The sequence below is a fragment of the Rhodococcus xishaensis genome (assembly GCF_004011825.1).
Lineage (GTDB): Bacteria > Actinomycetota > Actinomycetes > Mycobacteriales > Mycobacteriaceae > Prescottella > Prescottella xishaensis.
This window is the reverse complement of record NZ_RKLO01000001.1, coordinates 772,024-789,543: the sequence shown is the minus strand read 5'-3', so window position 1 is coordinate 789,543 and position 17,520 is coordinate 772,024. Positions and strand designations below refer to the sequence as shown.

Genomic DNA, 17,520 nt, shown 5'->3' with positions numbered 1-17,520 from the left:
TGGCCGGTCCAACAGCCCGTGCAAGACACTGAGCGGAACTGTCCGCGGCGGTTCACCGTCATTCCGGCACCACCCGCTCAGCGTTGTCGAAGCAGCCGAACCACCAGGACTCCCGTAACGAGGAGCACCATAGCCGTGGACCCGGCCGCGAGATGCAGACCGTCCACGAAGGACGCCTGTGCCGACTCCACGAGGGCGGTGGCCTGGTCCGGCGGAAGCGAGTGTGACAGCCCAACCGTGCCGCCGAGGGTGTCCTGGGCGACGTGCGCCTGGTCGGGCGTCAGCCCCGAGATGTCGATGCCGCGCCGGAAGATGGCCAGCACGACGCTGCCGAGTACTGCGGTACCGAGAGCGATGCCGAGTTCGTAGGCCGTCTCCGAGACCGCGGATGCCGCGCCGGCCCGCGCCGGCTCGACCGAGCTGACCACCAGGTCATTCGTCAGGGTGAGCGCGATGCCGACCCCCGCACCAGCCAGCACGAACCCCACGACGAACGCCTGCGGTCCGCCGTCGGGACGCAGCATCATCATGGCGGCCGCACCGAACGCGGCAACCACCAGGCCGGCCCCCAGCACGCGCCCCGGCGCCCACCATCGCACCAGCCACGCCGCAACCAGCGAGGCGAATGCGCTGACCACCATGCCCGGGAGCATCAGCAATCCGGCTTCGAGAGGGCGATACCCCAGCACCAGCTGGAGATACTGCGAGCCGAAGAACAGGATGCCGGCGAGAGCGAAGACCGACAGAAGATTCGTCAAGACCGCCGTGGAGAAGGCCGGTCGGGCGAACAACGACAGGTCGATCATCGGATGGTCGAGCGTCCGCTGGCGTCGGACGAAGATCCAGCCCGCGATCGCGCCCATGACCCCGATCCCGGTCAGTCCCCAGTCTGGGCCGTGCACCGCCGTTTCCTTGACCGCGTACACGATCGGCACGGTCGCGAGCATCGCGAGTCCCGCACTGGTCAGGTCGAATCGACCCGGCCTCGGATCCTTGGACTCCGGGATCACCAGCGGGCCGAGAACCACGAGGCCGATCATCACGGGGATGTTGATCAGGAACACCGCACCCCACCAGTAGTGCTCGAGCAGCCAGCCGCCGATCAGCGGCCCGGCCGCTGCCCCGCCGCCGGCCATGGCAGCCCACACACCGATGGCGGTTGTGCGCTGGCGCGGATTGACGAAGATCGCCCGGATCAGACCGAGCGTGGCAGGCATGAGCGTCGCGCCCGAGACGCCTTGCAGCACACGGGCGCCGATCAGCATCGCCGGTCCCGACGCCCACGCTGCGATCAGGGACGCCAGGCCGAACCCGGCAGCACCGATGAGCAGCAGTTTCCGACGACCGATGCGGTCGCCGAGGGTACCCATCGTGACGAGCAGACCGGCGAGGACGAAGGAGTAGACGTCGATGATCCAGAGCAACTGGGTGCTACTCGGCGTCAGGTCCTCGCTGATGAACGGCAACGCGAGGTCGAGCACCGTGGCATCCACCGCGATGAGCAGGACCGCGAAGGCGAGCACGACCAGCCCCAGCCAGTCCTTCCGGCTCGCCGTTACTTCGTGCGGATCCCGCACCATGCTCACTGACATGCCTCAATTCCCCATTGCTGATTGATAGACGACGACCCACCAGAATGTTCACCGTCCAGCCGGTACAGTTTGGCGATCAGCTTAGCAGCCGACCGTCCAGCCGGTACAGTGAACGATATGGTTTCCGACACACGCGATCGCATCCTCGACGCCCTCGAACGACTCCTGCTCGACGTCGGTGTCGCGCAGGTCACCCTCGAGGGCGTGGCGGCAGCGGCAGGGGTTTCCAAAGGCGGACTGCTGTACCACTTCCCCACCAAGGAATCCCTGCTCGCTTCGATGGTGCGTCGACTTGGCGAACGCGCCGACCGACAACTGGCCGACGCCGTCGCGAAGGGCGGCACCGTGTCCGAGATCTATCTCCAGTGCCCCGAGACCGAGTCGGCCGAGGAGATCGCGTTGTTCCGCTCGATGCTCGCCGCGATGCGCAGCGCCGACGGCAGACACGACGAGGTCCAGCAGGCCGTCGCGGACGTGATGCACTCCTGGGATGCGGGGCTTGCCGCCGAAATCGACGACCCGGTCCAGGCCGAGATCGTCCGGCTCGTCGGAGACGGCATCTACCTCGCCGCTCTGCTCGGACTGCCCGAGCCGGACCGGGACCTGCACCGCCAGGTGGTGAACCGTCTGCTCGGGACCAACCAGCCGGAGGGCGAGGTCTCCGCTACGTGAGGTAGCGGTACGCGGGTGACCCTGGATCGAGTTGCTCTACCTGGATGCGCGAGTTACTCATCCGATCGAGCAGGGCCGGCAGGCCGTCGGCCGAGCCGAGCTCGACACCGACCAGTGCCGCGCCCGTCTCACGGTTGTTGCGCTTGACGTACTCGAACAAGGTGATGTCGTCATCCGGCCCGAGCACCTCGTCGAGGAACCGGCGCAACGCTCCCGGCTCCTGCGGGAAGTCCACCAGGAAGTAGTGCTTGAGCCCCAGGTGCACGAGCGACCGCTCGAGGATCTCGCCGTAGCGGGAGACGTCATTGTTGCCGCCCGAGATCAGGCACACGACGGTGCTGCCCGGTTCCAGGTCGAGCTGGCCGAGCGCCGTGACCGAGAGGGCGCCCGCCGGCTCGGCGATGATGCCCTCGTTCTGGTACAGCTCGAGCATCGCGGTGCAGATCGCCCCTTCGTCGACCTGCGTCATCACGAAGTTCTCCGAACCCTTTCCGGGCAGGCGGCCCGCACGCGTACCCGCCACCAGCGGCAGCGAGGCATGTGAGACGACGCTCGCGCCCAGGTCCGATACCACCGCGTACGGCAGATCCCCAACCCTTCTGACGGCGGCACCGTCCACGAACGGATCGACCTCCGGTAGCGTGACCGGACCCCCGGCCACCAGAGCCGCGGTCATGGACGCCGCGCCAACCGGCTCGACACCGACGATCGCGCTCCGGGGTGCGCGCTCGCGCAGGTACGTGGCGATGCCTGCGATGCACCCACCGCCACCGACCGGGACGACGACACTGTCGGGCGCCTGCCCCAACTGCTCGAGGATCTCGGCTGCGATGGTGCCTTGACCGGCGGCGGTGCGGGCGTCGTCGAACGGCGGGACCATCGTCGCCCCGGTCCGCTCGACGTCGGCGGCGGCCGCGGCTGCCGCGGCGTCGTATGTCTCCCCGGTCGGGATGAGCTGAACAAACTCGCCACCGTGCACCATGATCCGGTCGCGCTTCTGCTTCGGGGTGTTGGCCGGGACGTAGATCCGTCCTTGGATCTCCATCGTGCGGCACGCGAACGCAACGCCCTGAGCGTGGTTGCCCGCGCTGGCCGTGACGACTCCGGCAGTGCGCTCGGTGCTGCTGAGCTGCGTGATCAAGTTGTAGGCACCGCGCAGCTTGTAGGAGCGGACCACCTGCAGATCCTCGCGCTTGAGGTAGACCCGAGCTCCGGTCAGCGTCGACAGCCGCTCACTGAGCTGGAGGGGCGTCGCGTCGATAATGTGCGCAATTCGCTCGGCGGCGGCATCGATCTCGTCCGCGGTCAGGGCGGACGCGGTTACCTTCAGTTCTGCGAGTTCCGGCGAATTTGGCACCCACGCATTTTCCCACTACGTGCGCGCCCATGCGCAACCGACCCGCCGCGTCGCCGGCTGGCGTCGACAGTCTACTTCCGCGGCGTCAGCACGAAGACCGGGAGCTCTCGCGTGGTCTTCTGCTGGTATTTCGCATAGTCGGGCCACACCTCGACCGCGCGCGCCCACCACTCGGCCTTCTCGTCGCCGGTGACCTCGCGCGCCGTCATGTCCTGCTTTACAGGGCCGTCCTGCAGTTCGACGAGCGGGTTCGCCACGACGTTGTGATACCAAACCGGATGCTTGGGGGCACCGCCCAAGGACGCCACGACCGCGTACTGACCGTCGTGCTCAACGCGCATCAGCGGGGTCTTGCGGACCTTGCCGGACTTGGCGCCCTTGCTGGTCAGGATGATCACGGGCTTGCCCTCCAGCGTCGTTCCCTCGGTACCACCGGAACGTTCGTAGAGATCAACCTGGTTCGCGGCCCACGACGACGGGCTGGGTTCGTATTCACCGGTAATTGGCATGACATCGAGTCAACACCCTGCAAGTCGTACTGACCACCCGTTCTCCCAAACCAGAGTTTTGCCGGGGTCGCATCCGGGTATTCGGTGGACCGAACTTGTCAGTACCGCTACTCTGAACAGATCGACCGGACGAACCGAAACAATGCGCGAGAGGGGTGCAGGATATGACGACCACGGCACTCTCCCAGCGCACCAGCCGCCACACGTTCGCCACCGTCGACATTGCCGGCACCGCATGGCCGCTCTACAAGCTCGAGGCGATTGCCGCCGGGTTCCTGGTGTTTGTCCTGGTCCTGGCCGCGACCCAGGTGCTTCAGACCGCCGTGCTGGCAGCGACCGGCGCAACCGTCGTGGTGTGGTGGGTGCGTCGCGCCGTGCTTGCGGATCGAAAGCCCGAATCCGCGTCGCAATCGTCCTGACTGCCTGAGAGGCAGTAGTGTTCGGTCGGTGATCGCATCGACCACCGACACAGGCATCCGTGCCAGTGGATTGGCCCGCGCCTTCGGCAACGTCCATGCCGTCCGCGAGATGGATTTTGTCGCAGAGCCCGGTGAGGTCACCGCGCTCATCGGACCCAACGGATCCGGCAAGACCACCCTCTTGCTGATGTTCGCCTCACTCCTGCGCCCCGACCGGGGCACGATCGAGATTTGTGGTCTCGACCCAATCACTGATACCTCGGCCGTACGAGCCGTCCTGGGCTGGATGCCCGACACACTCGGGACGTGGGAGTCATTGACTGCCCGCGAGATCGTCACAGCCATGGGCCGTCTCTACGGAATCGCGCCCGCAGGGGCACGGAGGCGGGCGGAAGATCTACTTCGCACCGTCAACCTCGAAGACCTCGCCGACGCCCCGGCCCGCACCCTCTCGCGCGGGCAGCAGCAGCGACTCTCCCTGGCCCGCGCGCTGGTCCACCACCCCCGAGTGCTCTTACTCGACGAACCCGCGTCGGGCCTCGACCCGGGCGGCCGCATCGAACTGCGGATACTGCTGCGCCGGTTGGCAGCCGCGGGACTCACCGTCGTCGTCAGTTCGCACGTCCTCGCCGACCTCGACGAAACCGCAGACCGTGCTGTGTTCGTGGCCGAGGGACGCACGGTGCGCACCCAGACGATCGCCGAAGCTGGCGCCCAGGCCCGACGCTTCACCGTCAGGGCCCTGGACCCGGAAGCACTCGACGCGGTACTAGAGCGGAAGGGACGCAAGCTCGACACCTCCGTCGAGAAGCGCCCCGGAGACCGCGTGATCGTTGTCGAGAACGAGTCCGACGCAGCCGGGGTGCTGCACGACCTGGTGTCCGCAGGTGTCTCGGTTAGCTCTTTTGGCCCCTCGACCGGCGCCTGGGAGCAGACGTACCTGAGCATGCAGGAGGAAAGCCTGTGACGAGGACGCGATCCTCCCTGGACTACCTCGACGGTGTCCTCACAGTGTTCGGGCTCGAGTTCCGGCAGCGCCTGCGCACCCGCGGATGGTACGTGCTCCTCGTCGCTTGGTTCGTACTGATCTCAGCCGTCGCAGCCCTCGCGGACGCGACTACGGCTGCCAATGACATGGCGGGCCAGTTCGTCTTCGAACTCGTCGTCGGGTTCGTACTGCTCTTCGCCCTCCTCGTCGTTCCGGCATTCTCGGCCAACTCGATCAGTGGTGACCGGGCAGCTGGAACGCTCGCGATTCTGCAGAACACCCTCCTGCGCCCCGGACAACTGTTGTGGGGCAAGTGGATCGCGGCATGGGCCGTATCCCTGGCGTTCCTCGCGGCCGCCCTTCCCGCGCTCGTATGGGCGGTGGCTCGGGGTGGCGTCCACGTCGCAAGCCTTCCTGTGTTCGTGCTGATGGTGGCCGTCGAGTTGGGCCTGATGTGCGCGATCGGGGTTGGGATTTCGGCTCGCTCGCACCGCCCGCTGTTCGCGGTGACGGCGACGTACCTGCTGGTGGCGGGGTTCACCTTGGGCACACCGATCGCATTCGGCTTGAGTTCAGCCCTGTCGGCAGACGAGATTCGCGCTCCGCAGGTAGAAGGATGGTCCCCAGGACCCGACGGAGGTCAGTACGTGTGCAGTCAGACCGAGACGATGTCGCACACCTTTATGCACACGGAACGAACCGCCTGGATGCTGGCGGCGAATCCGTTCGTCGTCGTCTCCGACGCCGTTCCACGCCCACCGGGCGTCGCCGATGATTTCGGCGTAATGGGCAGGATCAGCTCGGGTGTTCGCGATGCGCAGCGCGGTGGCCTCGAAGACGTGCCATGCCTGACCCAGTCGAGCGACACCGAGGCGCAACGGGGACCGATCTGGCCGCTGGGCTTGGGAATCCAAGGCGCCGTGGCTGCCGTCGCGATCGCGGCCGGTCGACGTCGGGTACGCACCCCGATGGGCCGGCTCCCAGCGGGTATGCGCGTCGCATGAGGGCCCGCCTGTTCGGTGACGCAACGATCATCGCATCCATCACTGCCCTCGTACTCCTCTCGCCCGGCCACGTCTCCCCCGGCCACGCCTCGACCGACTCCACAATCTCGGTAGCATGCGGAACACCACTGACTGCCAACGAGATCGACGACGTCGTCGAGCTGAGCGATACGTCCACTCTGACCGATTCCGGCCTGCCGCGGCTCGAGGCTGCCGTCGACCGACATCGGCAGATCACGGAGATCCTTGTCGCGCACCGAGACTGGCGTGGACTGTTCTCGATCGGCCTGAACGCGGTCGAGTACGAGGCGGTACTACCGCTGCAGCGCGACCCGGCTGCCCTCCCGGACCGCACCTGGTCGCCTGAGGTCAGCTACGACCTGCTCGCGCGATACCTCCGCAACGTCCACGCGGAGTTCACAGGCACGCCGACCGACCCCGCGTGGGCGAACTATTTCGCCCTGACCAAGCAGTGCTCATCGAGCCCGGCACGTGTCGCGATGGCCGGCTACAACGCCCACCTGACTGTCGATCTCGCGCACGCCGTCGACTCCTCCGGCACCAACCCCGAGAACATTCCCGACTTCTACCGGATCGTCGATTCGATTGCCGTCAAGGGTGACTCGATCGTGACGCTCACCAAGTCGCTCTACAACGGCGACCTCGGACCACTGTGGCGGTTCTACTTCGTAGGTGAGGGACTCGACCTTCTGGTGGGCAACGATCAACCGTCCCGGACGCTCCTGCGCGCGGCCGACAGCGGCTACAACACCATCACGCTCGCACACGGATTCGCGCTGCAGAACCCGCAGGTGCGAGGAGCGACCGAGCAGCAGATCGACGGTTTGTGGCGGGTCACCGACAGTGCGCTGCAGGTTCTGTCCGATCTCGGCGGACTCTGAAAAGGCGTTCAGCCGTCAGCCGGCCAGGCAACTCGGCCCGAACAGCGCCTTGAGATCACCCATCAGTGCCGACGACGGTTCCACGCGCAACACCTCGTCGACCTTCCACACGGACGTGCCACGTGATCCGATCAGCCTTACGTGGACGTCCGCGGTTCCGGGGTGACGTGAGAGGACCTGCTTGAGCGCGCCGAGCTTCTCCTTGGTGCACTGCCGGACCGGGAGGCTGACGGCAACGGGCTTGGCAACGCCGATTGCCGAAAGATCAGGTACGGCTAGGTCGTTCGCAATCAGAGACACTCGGTCGTCGCGAACCGACACCCGCGCTTTGACCAGGACCACGGAGTCCTCGACGACATCCATGCCGTAGACCGAGTACGCCTGCGGGAAGAACAACACCTCGATGCCACCAGAGAGGTCCTCGAGCTGTGCAGATGCCCAAGTCAGGCCGTTCTTGTTGATCCGCCGGTTGACCGACGCGAGAATGCCACCGACAGTCACCTGGGTACCGTCCTTGATCTCGCCCTCCAGGATGGTCGGGATCGAGGTATCGGACTGCGCGGTGAGTACGTGCTCGACGCCATTGAGGGGATGCCCGGACACGTACAGGCCCAGCATCTCTCGTTCCAGGGCGAGCTTGTGTTTACTGTCCCATTCCTCTTCGGGAACCTTGACGTCGAACACGGAAGCAATCGACTCGTCGGTATCGCCACCGAACAGGTCGAACTGGCCCATCGCCTCGGCCTTCTTGGTACCCATCACGGCATCGATCGCGTCGGCGTGCACCAGTGTGAGGCCCTTGCGTGGATGGTCAAGCGAATCGAATCCGCCTGCCTTGATGAGCGATTCGGTGACCTTCTTCGAACACGCCAGTGCCTCGATCTTGTTCAGGTAGTCGGAGAAGTCGGTGAAATGTCCCTTCTCCTCACGGGCCGCAATGATCGACGACACCACGTTGGCGCCGACATTGCGCACCGCCCCGAGCCCGAACCGAATGTCCTGGCCTACCGACGCGAAGTCGACCCGTGACTCGTTGACGTCCGGCGGGAGCACCGTGATGCCCATCTTCCGGCAGTCCGACAGATAGACCGCGGCCTTGTCCTTGTCGTCACCGACTGAGGTGAGCAGACCGGCCATGTACTCGGCGGGGTAGTTCGCCTTGAGGTACGCGGTCCAGAACGAGACCAGGCCGTAGCCCGCCGCGTGCGATTTGTTGAACGCGTACCCGGCGAACGGCAGCACGGTGTCCCACAGCGCGGTGACCGCTGGCTGCGAGAAGCCGTTCTCGAGCATGCCCTGCTGGAAGCCTTCATAGGCTTCCTCGAGAATCTCCTTCTTCTTCTTGCCCATCGCGCGGCGCAGGAGGTCGGCCTCTCCGAGCGAGTATCCGGCCACCCGCTGAGCGATCTGCATGATCTGCTCCTGGTAGACGATCAGGCCGAAGGTGTCCTCGAGGATGTCCTTCAGGGGCTCCTCGAGTTCCGGATGGATCGGCTTGACCTCCTGCCGGCCGTTCTTGCGGTCGGCGTAGTCGTTGTGCGCGTTCATGCCCATCGGACCCGGCCGGTACAGCGCGAGGACGGCGACGATGTCCTCGAAGCCGGTGGGCTGCATGCGCCGCAGCAGGTCACGCATGGCGCTGCCGTCGAGCTGAAACACGCCAAGCGTGTCGCCGCGCGCGAGCAGTTCATACGTTGCCGGATCGTCGATGGGGAGGGTGTCGAGGTCCAAGTCGATACCGCGGTTGGCCCGGATGTTCTCGATCGCGTCACCGATGACCGTGAGATTGCGCAGACCGAGGAAGTCCATCTTGAGCAGGCCGATGGCCTCACACGACGGGTAGTCCCAGCCGGTGATGATCGCCCCGTCCTGGGGACGCTTCCAGACCGGGATCGCGTCCGTGAGCGGCTCGGACGACATGATGACCGCGCACGCGTGGACACCGGCGTTGCGGATCAGGCCCTCGAGTCCCTTGGCGGTCTCGTAGATCTTCGCGATGTCGGGATTGGACTCGATGAGCGCGCGGACCTCCGCGGCCTCCTTGTACCGCTCGTGCTCGGGGTCGGTGATGCCCGACACCGAGATGTCCTTGGCCATGATCGGCGGTGGCAGCGCCTTCGTGATCTGATCGGCGATCGCAAACCCAGGCTGGCCGAACTGCACTCGCGCCGAATCCTTGATGGCGGCCTTGGTCTTGATGGTGCCGAAAGTGATCACCTGGGCAACCTTGTCACTGCCCCACTTCTCGGTGGCATAGCGCACCATCTCACCTCGGCGGCGATCGTCGAAGTCGATGTCGATATCGGGCATCGACACCCGCTCCGGGTTGAGGAACCGCTCGAACAGCAGGCCGTGCGGGATCGGGTCGATGTTGGTGATGCCCATTGCGTACGCGACGAGCGAACCCGCGGCCGAGCCGCGGCCGGGGCCGACCCGGATGCCGACCTCGCGGGCATGGTTGATCAGGTCGCCGACGACCAGGAAGTAGGCCGGGAAGCCCATCTGGTTGATGACCCCGATCTCGTACTGGGCCCGTTCGATGTACTCGGGCGACGGCCCGCCCGGGAAGCGCCGATCGAGTCCCCTCATGACCTCCTTGTGCAGCCAGCTGGCCTGCGTTTCACCCTCTGGCACCGGAAAGATCGGCATGCGGTCGCGGTGCTGCCAAACGTCCTCGTACGGCTGCACCCGCTCGCCGATCAGGATCGTGTTGTCGCACGCGCCGGGAACCTCCGAGTCCCAGATCGCTCGCATCTCCTCGGCCGACTTCAGGTAGTAGCCGTCACCATCGAACTTGAATCGCGTTGGGTCCGAGAGGGTCTTGCCGGTCTGGATGCACAGCAGCGCCTCATGGTTCTCGGCCGCGTCCTTGGTGACGTAGTGACAGTCGTTGGTCGCCAGCGGCGGGATCCCCAGCTTGTTGCCGATCTCGAGCAGACCCTCACGCACCCGACGCTCGATCGACAGGCCGTGATCCATCAGCTCGAGGAAGAAGTTGTCCCGGCCCCAGATCTCCTGCCACTTCGCGGCGGCCTCGAGCGCCTCACGCTCGTGACCGAGCCGTAGACGCGTCTGGATCTCACCCGACGGGCACCCGGTGGTCGCGATGATGCCCTCGGCGTGGGCGGCGATGAGTTCCTCGTCCATACGCGGCCACTTGCCGAGCTGCCCCTCGATCGAGGCGAGCGACGACAGCTTGAACAGGTTCCGAAGACCCGTCGAGTTCTCAGCGACCATCGTCATATGGGTGTAGGCGCCGCTACCTGAGACGTCGTCCGACTTCTGGCTCGGATCACCCCACAGCACCCTCTTGGTGTTGAACCGGGACTCGGGCGCGACGTACGCCTCGATACCGATGATCGGCTTGATGCCGTGCTTCTTGGCTATGTTGTAGAACTCGCTGGCGCCGTACATGTTGCCGTGGTCGGTCATGCCGACCGCGGTCATGCCGAGCCGTTCGGCTTCCTTGAACAACGGGCCGACCTTTGCCGCACCGTCGAGCATCGAGTACTCGGTGTGGTTGTGCAGGTGAACGAACGAGTCAGCCACGCGTGCCTCTCTGTACATGGGCCCCCTGTTCATGAGCACGGCGGGAGCACCGGCGGATCCGGCAGTGCCTGAGTCTATGCCCTCGCACCGACGGTCTTGGCGTGCCGCGGTCGGTCACTGTGTTCCCGCCGTGCCCGAACCACCGCGTCGGTGGTGAACACGACGAGTGCCACCCAGATCAAGATGAACCCGACCCACCGAGACGGCGGCACCACCTCGTGCATCACGACCACGCCCCACACCATCTGCATCGCCGGGTTCAGGTACTGAAGGACGCCGAGTGTCGTCAACGGAATCCGCTGCGCCGCTATCCCGAACAGCAGCATCGGCAAGGCCGTGAACGGGCCGGCGGCGAGAAGCAACAAGCTGTGCCCGACGCCGGTGCCGAAGAACGAGCCGGTGCCCGCGACCGCGAGCACGATCAGGTAGGCGATCGCGAACGGTGCTGCGACGACCCCCTCTGCCGTCAGGCTGGTCCGCGGATCGAGCGGTATCACCTTCTTGATCGCTCCGTACGACGCGAACGAGAGCGCCAACACCAGCGAGAGGTAAGGCGGATGTCCGTAGTCGATGGTGATGACGGCCACCGCAACCGCGGCCAGTACCAGCGGGACGATCTGCACCGGACGCAGCCGCTCCCGGAACAGCACGACTCCCAGCAGGACGCTGACGAGCGGGTTGATGAAGTACCCGAGTGCGGCCTCGACCACTTGACCGGAGGCGATCGCATAGATGTAAACGCCCCAGTTGAGCGCGATCGCGAACGTCGCGACCGCCACCAGGCCCCACGTGCGCGCACCCATTCCCCTCAGTGAGCCGAGCCTTCCCAGCACCATGAGCAGAGCGAGCATCAGGACCACCGTCCACAGCATCCGGTGGGCCAGTACTTCGAGCGAGCCAGCGCGATCGAGGAGACCGAAGAAGATCGGGCCGATTCCCCAGATCAGGTAGGCGCCCACTCCGGAGAGCATTCCGGTGGACTCATCCGAGCGGGACCGAGGTCCCGAGCTCCGCGAGGGTCTCACGTTCCGCCAGGATAGTCCCGGCACCGAACCACGCGGCTCGCGCTGACGTCCCGCTCAGCCCACGTCCGGCACCGGCCCATCGTCCGGCCCCGGCAGGACCGACGTCGTCTGGGTAGGCAGCAACGGGGTGACCGAGAACGCACCGGCCACTGCGTCGGCGGGGAGTGCCTCCACCGCCCGCACGCCGGGGCGGTCGGACAGCTGCCGCAATTGCTCCAGCGAACCCCGGGCCGTGGCCGCGACGACACAGGCACAGCTCTCGGCAAGTTGTGCCGCCGAATAGTCCACGACTCGCGACTGCCGATCATGACCGACGGCCGATGCTTGCAGACGCGCCGCCGCCACCGTCGGCGCCCGCAACACCGCCGTCGGATTCGCCGCGACGGGGACGGCCACCAGTGGCGTCTGCACGCGATCCAACGGCACGCCGAACAGCACCTGCGAGATCCTGAGGTCGTGCGCGACCTCCACGAGCTGCGTCGGCGTGATCGGTGTGTCCAGGGACACCAGTGCCCAGTGCTCGGCCTCCCGGTCGGCGTCCGGATCGGTCTCGAGGGTCGTACGAGCGCGATCGAGATATGCGGCCACTGCCTCACCGGAGTCCGGTCCGAGTCGGTCTGTCGAAATCCTCGAGGGTGAAACCGGGTTCGCCAACCCCAGCCCCACCACGATGCCGGCCAGGACGACCGTCGCGGGGACGGCCAACCACCGACGCGACGTCATCTCACGTGCCCCGCAGGACTGCCAGGGCGTGCTGCAGGTCCTTCGGGTACTCGCTCGTGATCTCCACCCAGCGCCCATCGGCTGGGTGCGCGAACCCCAGTGAACGCGCGTGCAACCACTGGCGCTCGAGGCCCAGCCTCTCGGCCAGGCGCGGATCGGCGCCATACGTCAGGTCCCCGCAGCACGGATGCCGCAAGGCCGAGAAGTGGACGCGGATCTGATGGGTCCGCCCGGTCTCGAGATGGATGTCGAGCAGGCTCGCCGCCCGGAAGGCCTCAATGGTGTCGTAGTGGGTGATGCTCGGCTTGCCGTCGGCTGTCACGGCGAACTTCCAGTCGCTGCTGCGGTGCCTGCCGATCGGCGCGTCGATCGTGCCACTGCTCGGATCCGGATGCCCCTGGACCAGAGCGTGGTAGCGCTTGTCAACGGTGCGCTGCTTGAACGCCCGCTTCAGCGCGGTGTACGCCCGCTCCGAGGTCGCCACGACCATCACGCCGGACGTACCGACGTCGAGTCGGTGCACGATGCCCTGCCGCTCATGCGCCCCGGAAGTCGAGATGCGAAACCCGGCCGCCGCCAGGCCGCCGATCACGGTGGGTCCTGTCCAACCGACACTCGCGTGGGCCGCGACGCCGACCGGCTTGTCGACCGCGACGACGTCGTCATCCGCATAGAGGATCTCCATGCCCTCGACGGGTTCGGGGTTGATGGTCAGCGGGCGAGGAGGCTCGGGCAGTTCGACCTCCAGCCACGTACCGCCAGCCAGGCGATCGGACTTACCGACCGGCGTGCCGTCCACTCGGACGGCGCCTTCCTCGGTGAGGGCCGCCACCGCGGTACGCGACAGCCCGAGCAGACGCGCCAGCCCGGCGTCGACCCGCATGCCGTCGAGCCCGTCGGGGACGGGCATCGAACGCGTTTCCCTCATCCCACGTCCCCCTTCCGTGGAGTCTTGGAAGCCTTCGAAGTCCTGGAGCCACTCGGCTCGACACCGAACAACGTAAGCGCTACCAACAGGATCGCACCGCAGACGATCGCCGAGTCGGCCACGTTGAACACTGGCCACCAGCCCACGGAGACGAAGTCCACGACGTGGCCCTGAAACGGGCCTGGTGAGCGGAAGATCCGGTCGACCAGATTGCCGAGCGCGCCACCGAGAACCAGTCCCAGGCCCAACGCCCACCATGGTGAGCCGAGACTACGGCCGATCCGGATCACGCCGATCACGACACCGACCGCTACAAGCGTCAGCAGCCAGGTCATGCCGGTGGCCATCGAGAACGCTGCACCCGGATTGCGAACGAGGGTCAGCGTGACCGTGTCCCCGATGATCCGCACGGGATCGGCGGGGTCGATGAATGCAACCACCAGGACTTTGGTCACCAGATCGAACGCGAGGATTACCACAGCGATACCGACGAGCATCCGCATCATCCGTCGCGGCACGGATGACGGGGGGCCCGACTGAGACCCAGCAGGATCTGACCCAGCGGACTCTTCGGGTTCGGGTACGACTGGTTCGGAAATCGGTTCACCTCTCACGGCACGGTCGCCACGGTCGTCACGGTCGTCACTCACCCCGCCATCATCCCCTACTCGGCGGACAGACCGGTTACCCCACCCGAGCCGACTAACCTGTTCGTCGTGCCACTGTCGTCGAAGCTCCTTCACTCCGGAACCGCGCTCGCCGCGGTGACACTCTCCCTCTCGGTGCTCGCCACCGGCTGTAGTTCGAGCGGTCAAGCCGGTCTCGACTCGGTCGCGGCCATGACGAACGAGGTCACCGTGCCGGTGACGGCCGCCACGACCGAGATCGTCGAAGCGGGCGCGCAACCAAGGGTCGTGGTGCGACTCCAGCCCGCAGAGGGCACCCGCCAGGACGCGCAGCTGGTGACGACCGCAACCGTGTACCAGCAGATCGACCAGCAGGAACCGCAGGACCACTCCGACCCACCGTTGACGATGCCGCTCGCCGCGGTGGTTACGCAGGGCGCGACCGAGGCGTCACCCGCGACGACGATCGAGCTCACCCTGGGCACCCTAACCACGCCGGACGACGCGACCAACGAACTCCTCGAACCGGCGACGGATTCGCACGCCGGTTTCACCATGAACCGCTCGGGGGCGATGACGGCCCTGCGGCTACGACCGGATCCCGACGCTCAGAACAAGGCCCGGGCGATGATCGAGCAGGCCTTCTACCAGGCCGTATACCGAGCCGTCGCGTTCCCCGAAGAGCCGATCGGAGTGGGCGCGGTGTGGAAGATCCACCAGCAGGTCACAAGTGCGATCGCCCTCGATCAGGTGACGACCGCGACGCTTGTCGAACGCGACGGTGACCGCCTCACGGTCGACGTCCAAGTAGAACAGTTCCCCCAGACACCGGTCTTCGAACTACCCAATGGCGCCGGCACGTTGGACATCGATTCGTACACCATGCACGGCTCGGGAACCGTCACCATCGATCTGCGCGCCCCCCTCCCGGTCGAGGGCTCGATCACGATCGAAGGCTCCCAGTCCTTCAGCGATGCCACTGACACAATCCACCTGCGCCAGACCACCAGTGAGCAGGTTCAGTGGACACGGTGAGTCGCGGCGCGCTGCCGCCCATCGCGACAGCCACCACGCCGTCTACTTCCCGCCATCAGGGGTAGCGCCCGCGGACCGCCCCAACGCAGCAGCCCGCCCGAAGTAGCCCGGAAACGGCCGATGCCGGCGCCCCCGTTCGGGTGGCGCCGGCATCGTCGTGAAGATCCGAACTATGCAGCGGGGCAGGCCGGCGAGGTGAGCTCGGCGAGCTGGACCAGCTGGCAGGCGTACTGCTGCGACATCTTCCACTCACCGTCCTCGGCGACGAAGTCCACGGTCGCCGGATTCACCTGACCGTTGATGATCAGGTTCACGCCGGCCGTCACGGTGTCGGGCCCGGTGGGCGTGACGTCGAGCACCTCGATGGTCGCGTTGTTCTGCATCGCTGCCGCGACCACCTGGTTGATGAGCTCGGGGTCGGCCGCGGCGCCCTGGACCAGCGCCACCTTCTGGTCGAGCGGGATGCTCTCGTCGAAGACCTTCGCGAGGTTCGCGTTCAGGTCCGCCGGCGTCGGCGGGGCCATCGTCGGCGCAGCCACGGTCGTCGTCTGGGTCGGCGTCGTGCGCTCGGGGCTCTCGTCACCATTCGAACAGGCGGACATGGTGAGGGCGGCTGCGAGCGCCACACCGGCGATGGTCATCTTCCGGAGCTTCAAGTGCTTGTCCTTTTCCTTCTCGTTGTCGTTCACGGTCGAACATCGTGCGGGACCCGGCTGAGACGGAGTCCACATCCCGGGCGTGGCGCAGGTTCACGGCAAGGGTACCGGTGGTGAGGCTGCCCTCACATCAGGCTGTCGACGACATCAGCGGCGACCAGGTCACAGTTGGTGTCGTCGAATGTACGTGACGGCCCCGGTCCCGTGCTGCGTGTCTCGAATCGCACCGTCACCACACCGTGCCCAGCACCCTGCACCCATCCATGGCCGTACTCAGGGTGCGACACGTCCAGCCCCGGCACCCATCGCGTCTCACCGCCCGCGGCCGGGAGGTAGGACCGGTCCTCAGCCGTCCCATCGTCTTCCATCTCTGGAACACCCTGGTCGAGTTCCGGAAACAACGAGCCCTGGCTCGCCACGGTCAGACTGCCGAAACTCACGCCGACCAAGCGGACCGGACCGAGTTCGAGCGGATCGATCGCCTGGCGCAGCGCGGTCGCGGTGAGGATCTGCAGGTCCGTCGTGGCGTACTGCAACGTGAGCGAGCGTGTGACAATGCTCATATCCGCTTTGCGTAGTTTAAGCACGACGGTACGCGCCGCTCTACCGTCGCGATCCAGACGTCGGTGCGCTGCCGCGGCGCTGGCCTCGATCGCGCGCCGCAACTCCCCCATCGTGACGATGTCCTGCGCGTAGGTGCTCTCCGCGCTCACCTGCTTCGCGTCCGCTCGCTCCGCGACCGGGCGATCGTCGATTCCCCGGGCGAGCCTCTGCAGACCGGGGCCGACCGTCGCCCCGAGCACCGAGACCACGTCCGCATCGGGCAGGCTCGCGAGCGCCTCGATGGTCTCGATCCCAAGTCGTCTGAGCTTCTCCTCGGCCACCGGACCCACCCCCCACAACTTTCGGACCGGCAGTCGACCCATCAGTCCCTGCTGCGCGTCCGGCGAGACGACCGTGATTCCATTCGGTTTGGCGAGGCCCGAGGCGATCTTCGCCACCTGCTTACCCCCGCCTGCCCCGATCGATGCCACCAACCCGGTCTCGGCCATCACCAAGGCGCGCAGATCCTCGCAGTAGCGCTCGACCTCCGCCTTTCCTGCACCCGCGAGTTCAGCCGGTTCGCCGAAGGCTTCGTCTAGCGACAACTGTTCCAGCACAGGCACTTTCATACGTAGAGCGTCGAACACTTGGCCGCTCATGTGCCCGTACAGCGCCCCCCGCGGAGGCAGGACGACAGCGGCCGGACCCACCAATCGGCGGGCCTGGTGCATCGGCATCGCCGATCGTGCGCCGAAAGCCCGCGCCTCGTAGCTGGCACCGGCGACCACTCCGCGACCACCGAGTCCCCCGACGAGCACCGGGCGCCCCCGCAACGTCGGTCGGGTCAGCTGCTCGACCGACGCGAAGAACGCATCCATGTCGAGGTGCACGACCCACCGCCGACTGCGCGTGGGGTCGGGGACAGCAGTGTTCACGGATGCAAGATACGCCGGTCGGACGACACAACACCTGCACCGTCCGACCGGCGCGCG

General features: G+C 66.4%; 16 protein-coding genes. 6 read left to right on the top strand and 10 right to left on the bottom strand.

Going from position 1 to position 17,520, the window contains the following annotated elements; all coding sequences use genetic code 11:
• Window positions 1–77: 77 nt before the first annotated feature.
• Window positions 78–1,592: an MFS transporter gene (locus EGT50_RS03735; protein WP_127951196.1), complete on the bottom strand. Its 1,515-nt coding sequence runs from the start codon at window positions 1,590–1,592 to the stop codon at window positions 78–80.
• Window positions 1,593–1,709: 117 nt separating this feature from the next.
• On the opposite strand from EGT50_RS03735, the gene EGT50_RS03730 reads away from it, so the two are divergent.
• Window positions 1,710–2,264, top strand: coding sequence for a TetR/AcrR family transcriptional regulator (locus tag EGT50_RS03730; protein ID WP_127951195.1), 555 nt, complete (start codon window positions 1,710–1,712; stop codon window positions 2,262–2,264).
• On the opposite strand, the gene ilvA is transcribed toward EGT50_RS03730, so the two are convergent.
• Window positions 2,257–3,621, bottom strand: a complete 1,365-nt coding sequence (gene ilvA / locus EGT50_RS03725; RefSeq protein ID WP_127951194.1) for a threonine ammonia-lyase IlvA — start codon at window positions 3,619–3,621, stop codon at window positions 2,257–2,259. The genes EGT50_RS03730 and ilvA overlap by 8 nt on opposite strands.
• Window positions 3,622–3,692: 71 nt before the next feature.
• On the bottom strand, window positions 3,693–4,130 hold the full coding sequence (locus tag EGT50_RS03720) for a nitroreductase family deazaflavin-dependent oxidoreductase (RefSeq protein WP_127951193.1): 438 nt from the start codon (window positions 4,128–4,130) through the stop codon (window positions 3,693–3,695).
• Between the two features lie 164 nt (window positions 4,131–4,294).
• Here EGT50_RS03720 and EGT50_RS03715 point away from each other — a divergent pair, with 164 nt between their 5' ends.
• From EGT50_RS03715 to EGT50_RS03700, 4 genes are read left to right on the top strand one after another with little or no spacing between them, the layout of a single operon-like run.
• Window positions 4,295–4,549 (top strand): hypothetical protein, encoded by a 255-nt coding sequence (locus EGT50_RS03715; protein ID WP_127951192.1) that lies wholly within the window; start codon window positions 4,295–4,297, stop codon window positions 4,547–4,549.
• 28 nt (window positions 4,550–4,577) lie between these two features.
• The gene (locus EGT50_RS03710; RefSeq protein ID WP_235870535.1) at window positions 4,578–5,516 is read left to right on the top strand and encodes an ABC transporter ATP-binding protein; all 939 of its coding nucleotides are present in this window, start codon (window positions 4,578–4,580) and stop codon (window positions 5,514–5,516) included.
• A complete protein-coding gene (locus tag EGT50_RS03705; RefSeq protein WP_127951191.1) occupies window positions 5,513–6,541 on the top strand; it encodes an ABC transporter permease in 1,029 nt (342 codons plus the stop codon). Before EGT50_RS03710 ends, EGT50_RS03705 begins: the two co-directional genes overlap by 4 nt.
• On the top strand, window positions 6,538–7,443 hold the full coding sequence (locus tag EGT50_RS03700; protein ID WP_235870534.1) for a DUF5995 family protein: 906 nt from the start codon (window positions 6,538–6,540) through the stop codon (window positions 7,441–7,443). Before EGT50_RS03705 ends, EGT50_RS03700 begins: the two co-directional genes overlap by 4 nt.
• Window positions 7,444–7,458: 15 nt before the next feature.
• On the opposite strand, the gene dnaE is transcribed toward EGT50_RS03700, so the two are convergent.
• From dnaE to lspA, 5 genes are all read right to left on the bottom strand, one after another.
• Window positions 7,459–10,992: a DNA polymerase III subunit alpha gene (gene dnaE / locus EGT50_RS03695; RefSeq protein WP_127951190.1), complete on the bottom strand. Its 3,534-nt coding sequence runs from the start codon at window positions 10,990–10,992 to the stop codon at window positions 7,459–7,461.
• A gap of 74 nt (window positions 10,993–11,066) precedes the next feature.
• On the bottom strand, window positions 11,067–11,963 hold the full coding sequence (gene rarD, locus EGT50_RS03690; RefSeq protein ID WP_127951189.1) for an EamA family transporter RarD: 897 nt from the start codon (window positions 11,961–11,963) through the stop codon (window positions 11,067–11,069).
• A gap of 108 nt (window positions 11,964–12,071) precedes the next feature.
• Window positions 12,072–12,740 (bottom strand): hypothetical protein, encoded by a 669-nt coding sequence (locus EGT50_RS03685; protein ID WP_127951188.1) that lies wholly within the window; start codon window positions 12,738–12,740, stop codon window positions 12,072–12,074.
• A 1-nt stretch (window position 12,741) separates the two neighbouring features.
• Window positions 12,742–13,668 (bottom strand): RluA family pseudouridine synthase, encoded by a 927-nt coding sequence (locus EGT50_RS03680; protein WP_127951187.1) that lies wholly within the window; start codon window positions 13,666–13,668, stop codon window positions 12,742–12,744.
• Complete coding sequence (gene lspA / locus EGT50_RS03675; RefSeq protein WP_235870576.1) at window positions 13,665–14,174, bottom strand: signal peptidase II; 510 nt, start codon at window positions 14,172–14,174, stop codon at window positions 13,665–13,667. The genes EGT50_RS03680 and lspA overlap by 4 nt, the downstream gene beginning before the upstream one ends.
• Window positions 14,175–14,384: 210 nt before the next feature.
• Between lspA and EGT50_RS03670 the strand changes: the two genes are divergently transcribed.
• On the top strand, window positions 14,385–15,329 hold the full coding sequence (locus EGT50_RS03670) for a hypothetical protein (RefSeq protein ID WP_127951186.1): 945 nt from the start codon (window positions 14,385–14,387) through the stop codon (window positions 15,327–15,329).
• Between the two features lie 170 nt (window positions 15,330–15,499).
• On the opposite strand, the gene EGT50_RS03665 is transcribed toward EGT50_RS03670, so the two are convergent.
• Both EGT50_RS03665 and EGT50_RS03660 read right to left on the bottom strand, forming a co-directional pair.
• Window positions 15,500–16,060: a hypothetical protein gene (locus EGT50_RS03665; protein WP_408014587.1), complete on the bottom strand. Its 561-nt coding sequence runs from the start codon at window positions 16,058–16,060 to the stop codon at window positions 15,500–15,502.
• A 50-nt stretch (window positions 16,061–16,110) separates the two neighbouring features.
• Window positions 16,111–17,463 carry a DNA polymerase IV gene (locus tag EGT50_RS03660; protein ID WP_268960651.1) on the bottom strand — a complete coding sequence of 451 codons (1,353 nt, stop codon included), beginning with the start codon at window positions 17,461–17,463 and terminating at the stop codon, window positions 16,111–16,113.
• Between the last annotated feature and the right edge of the window lie 57 nt (window positions 17,464–17,520).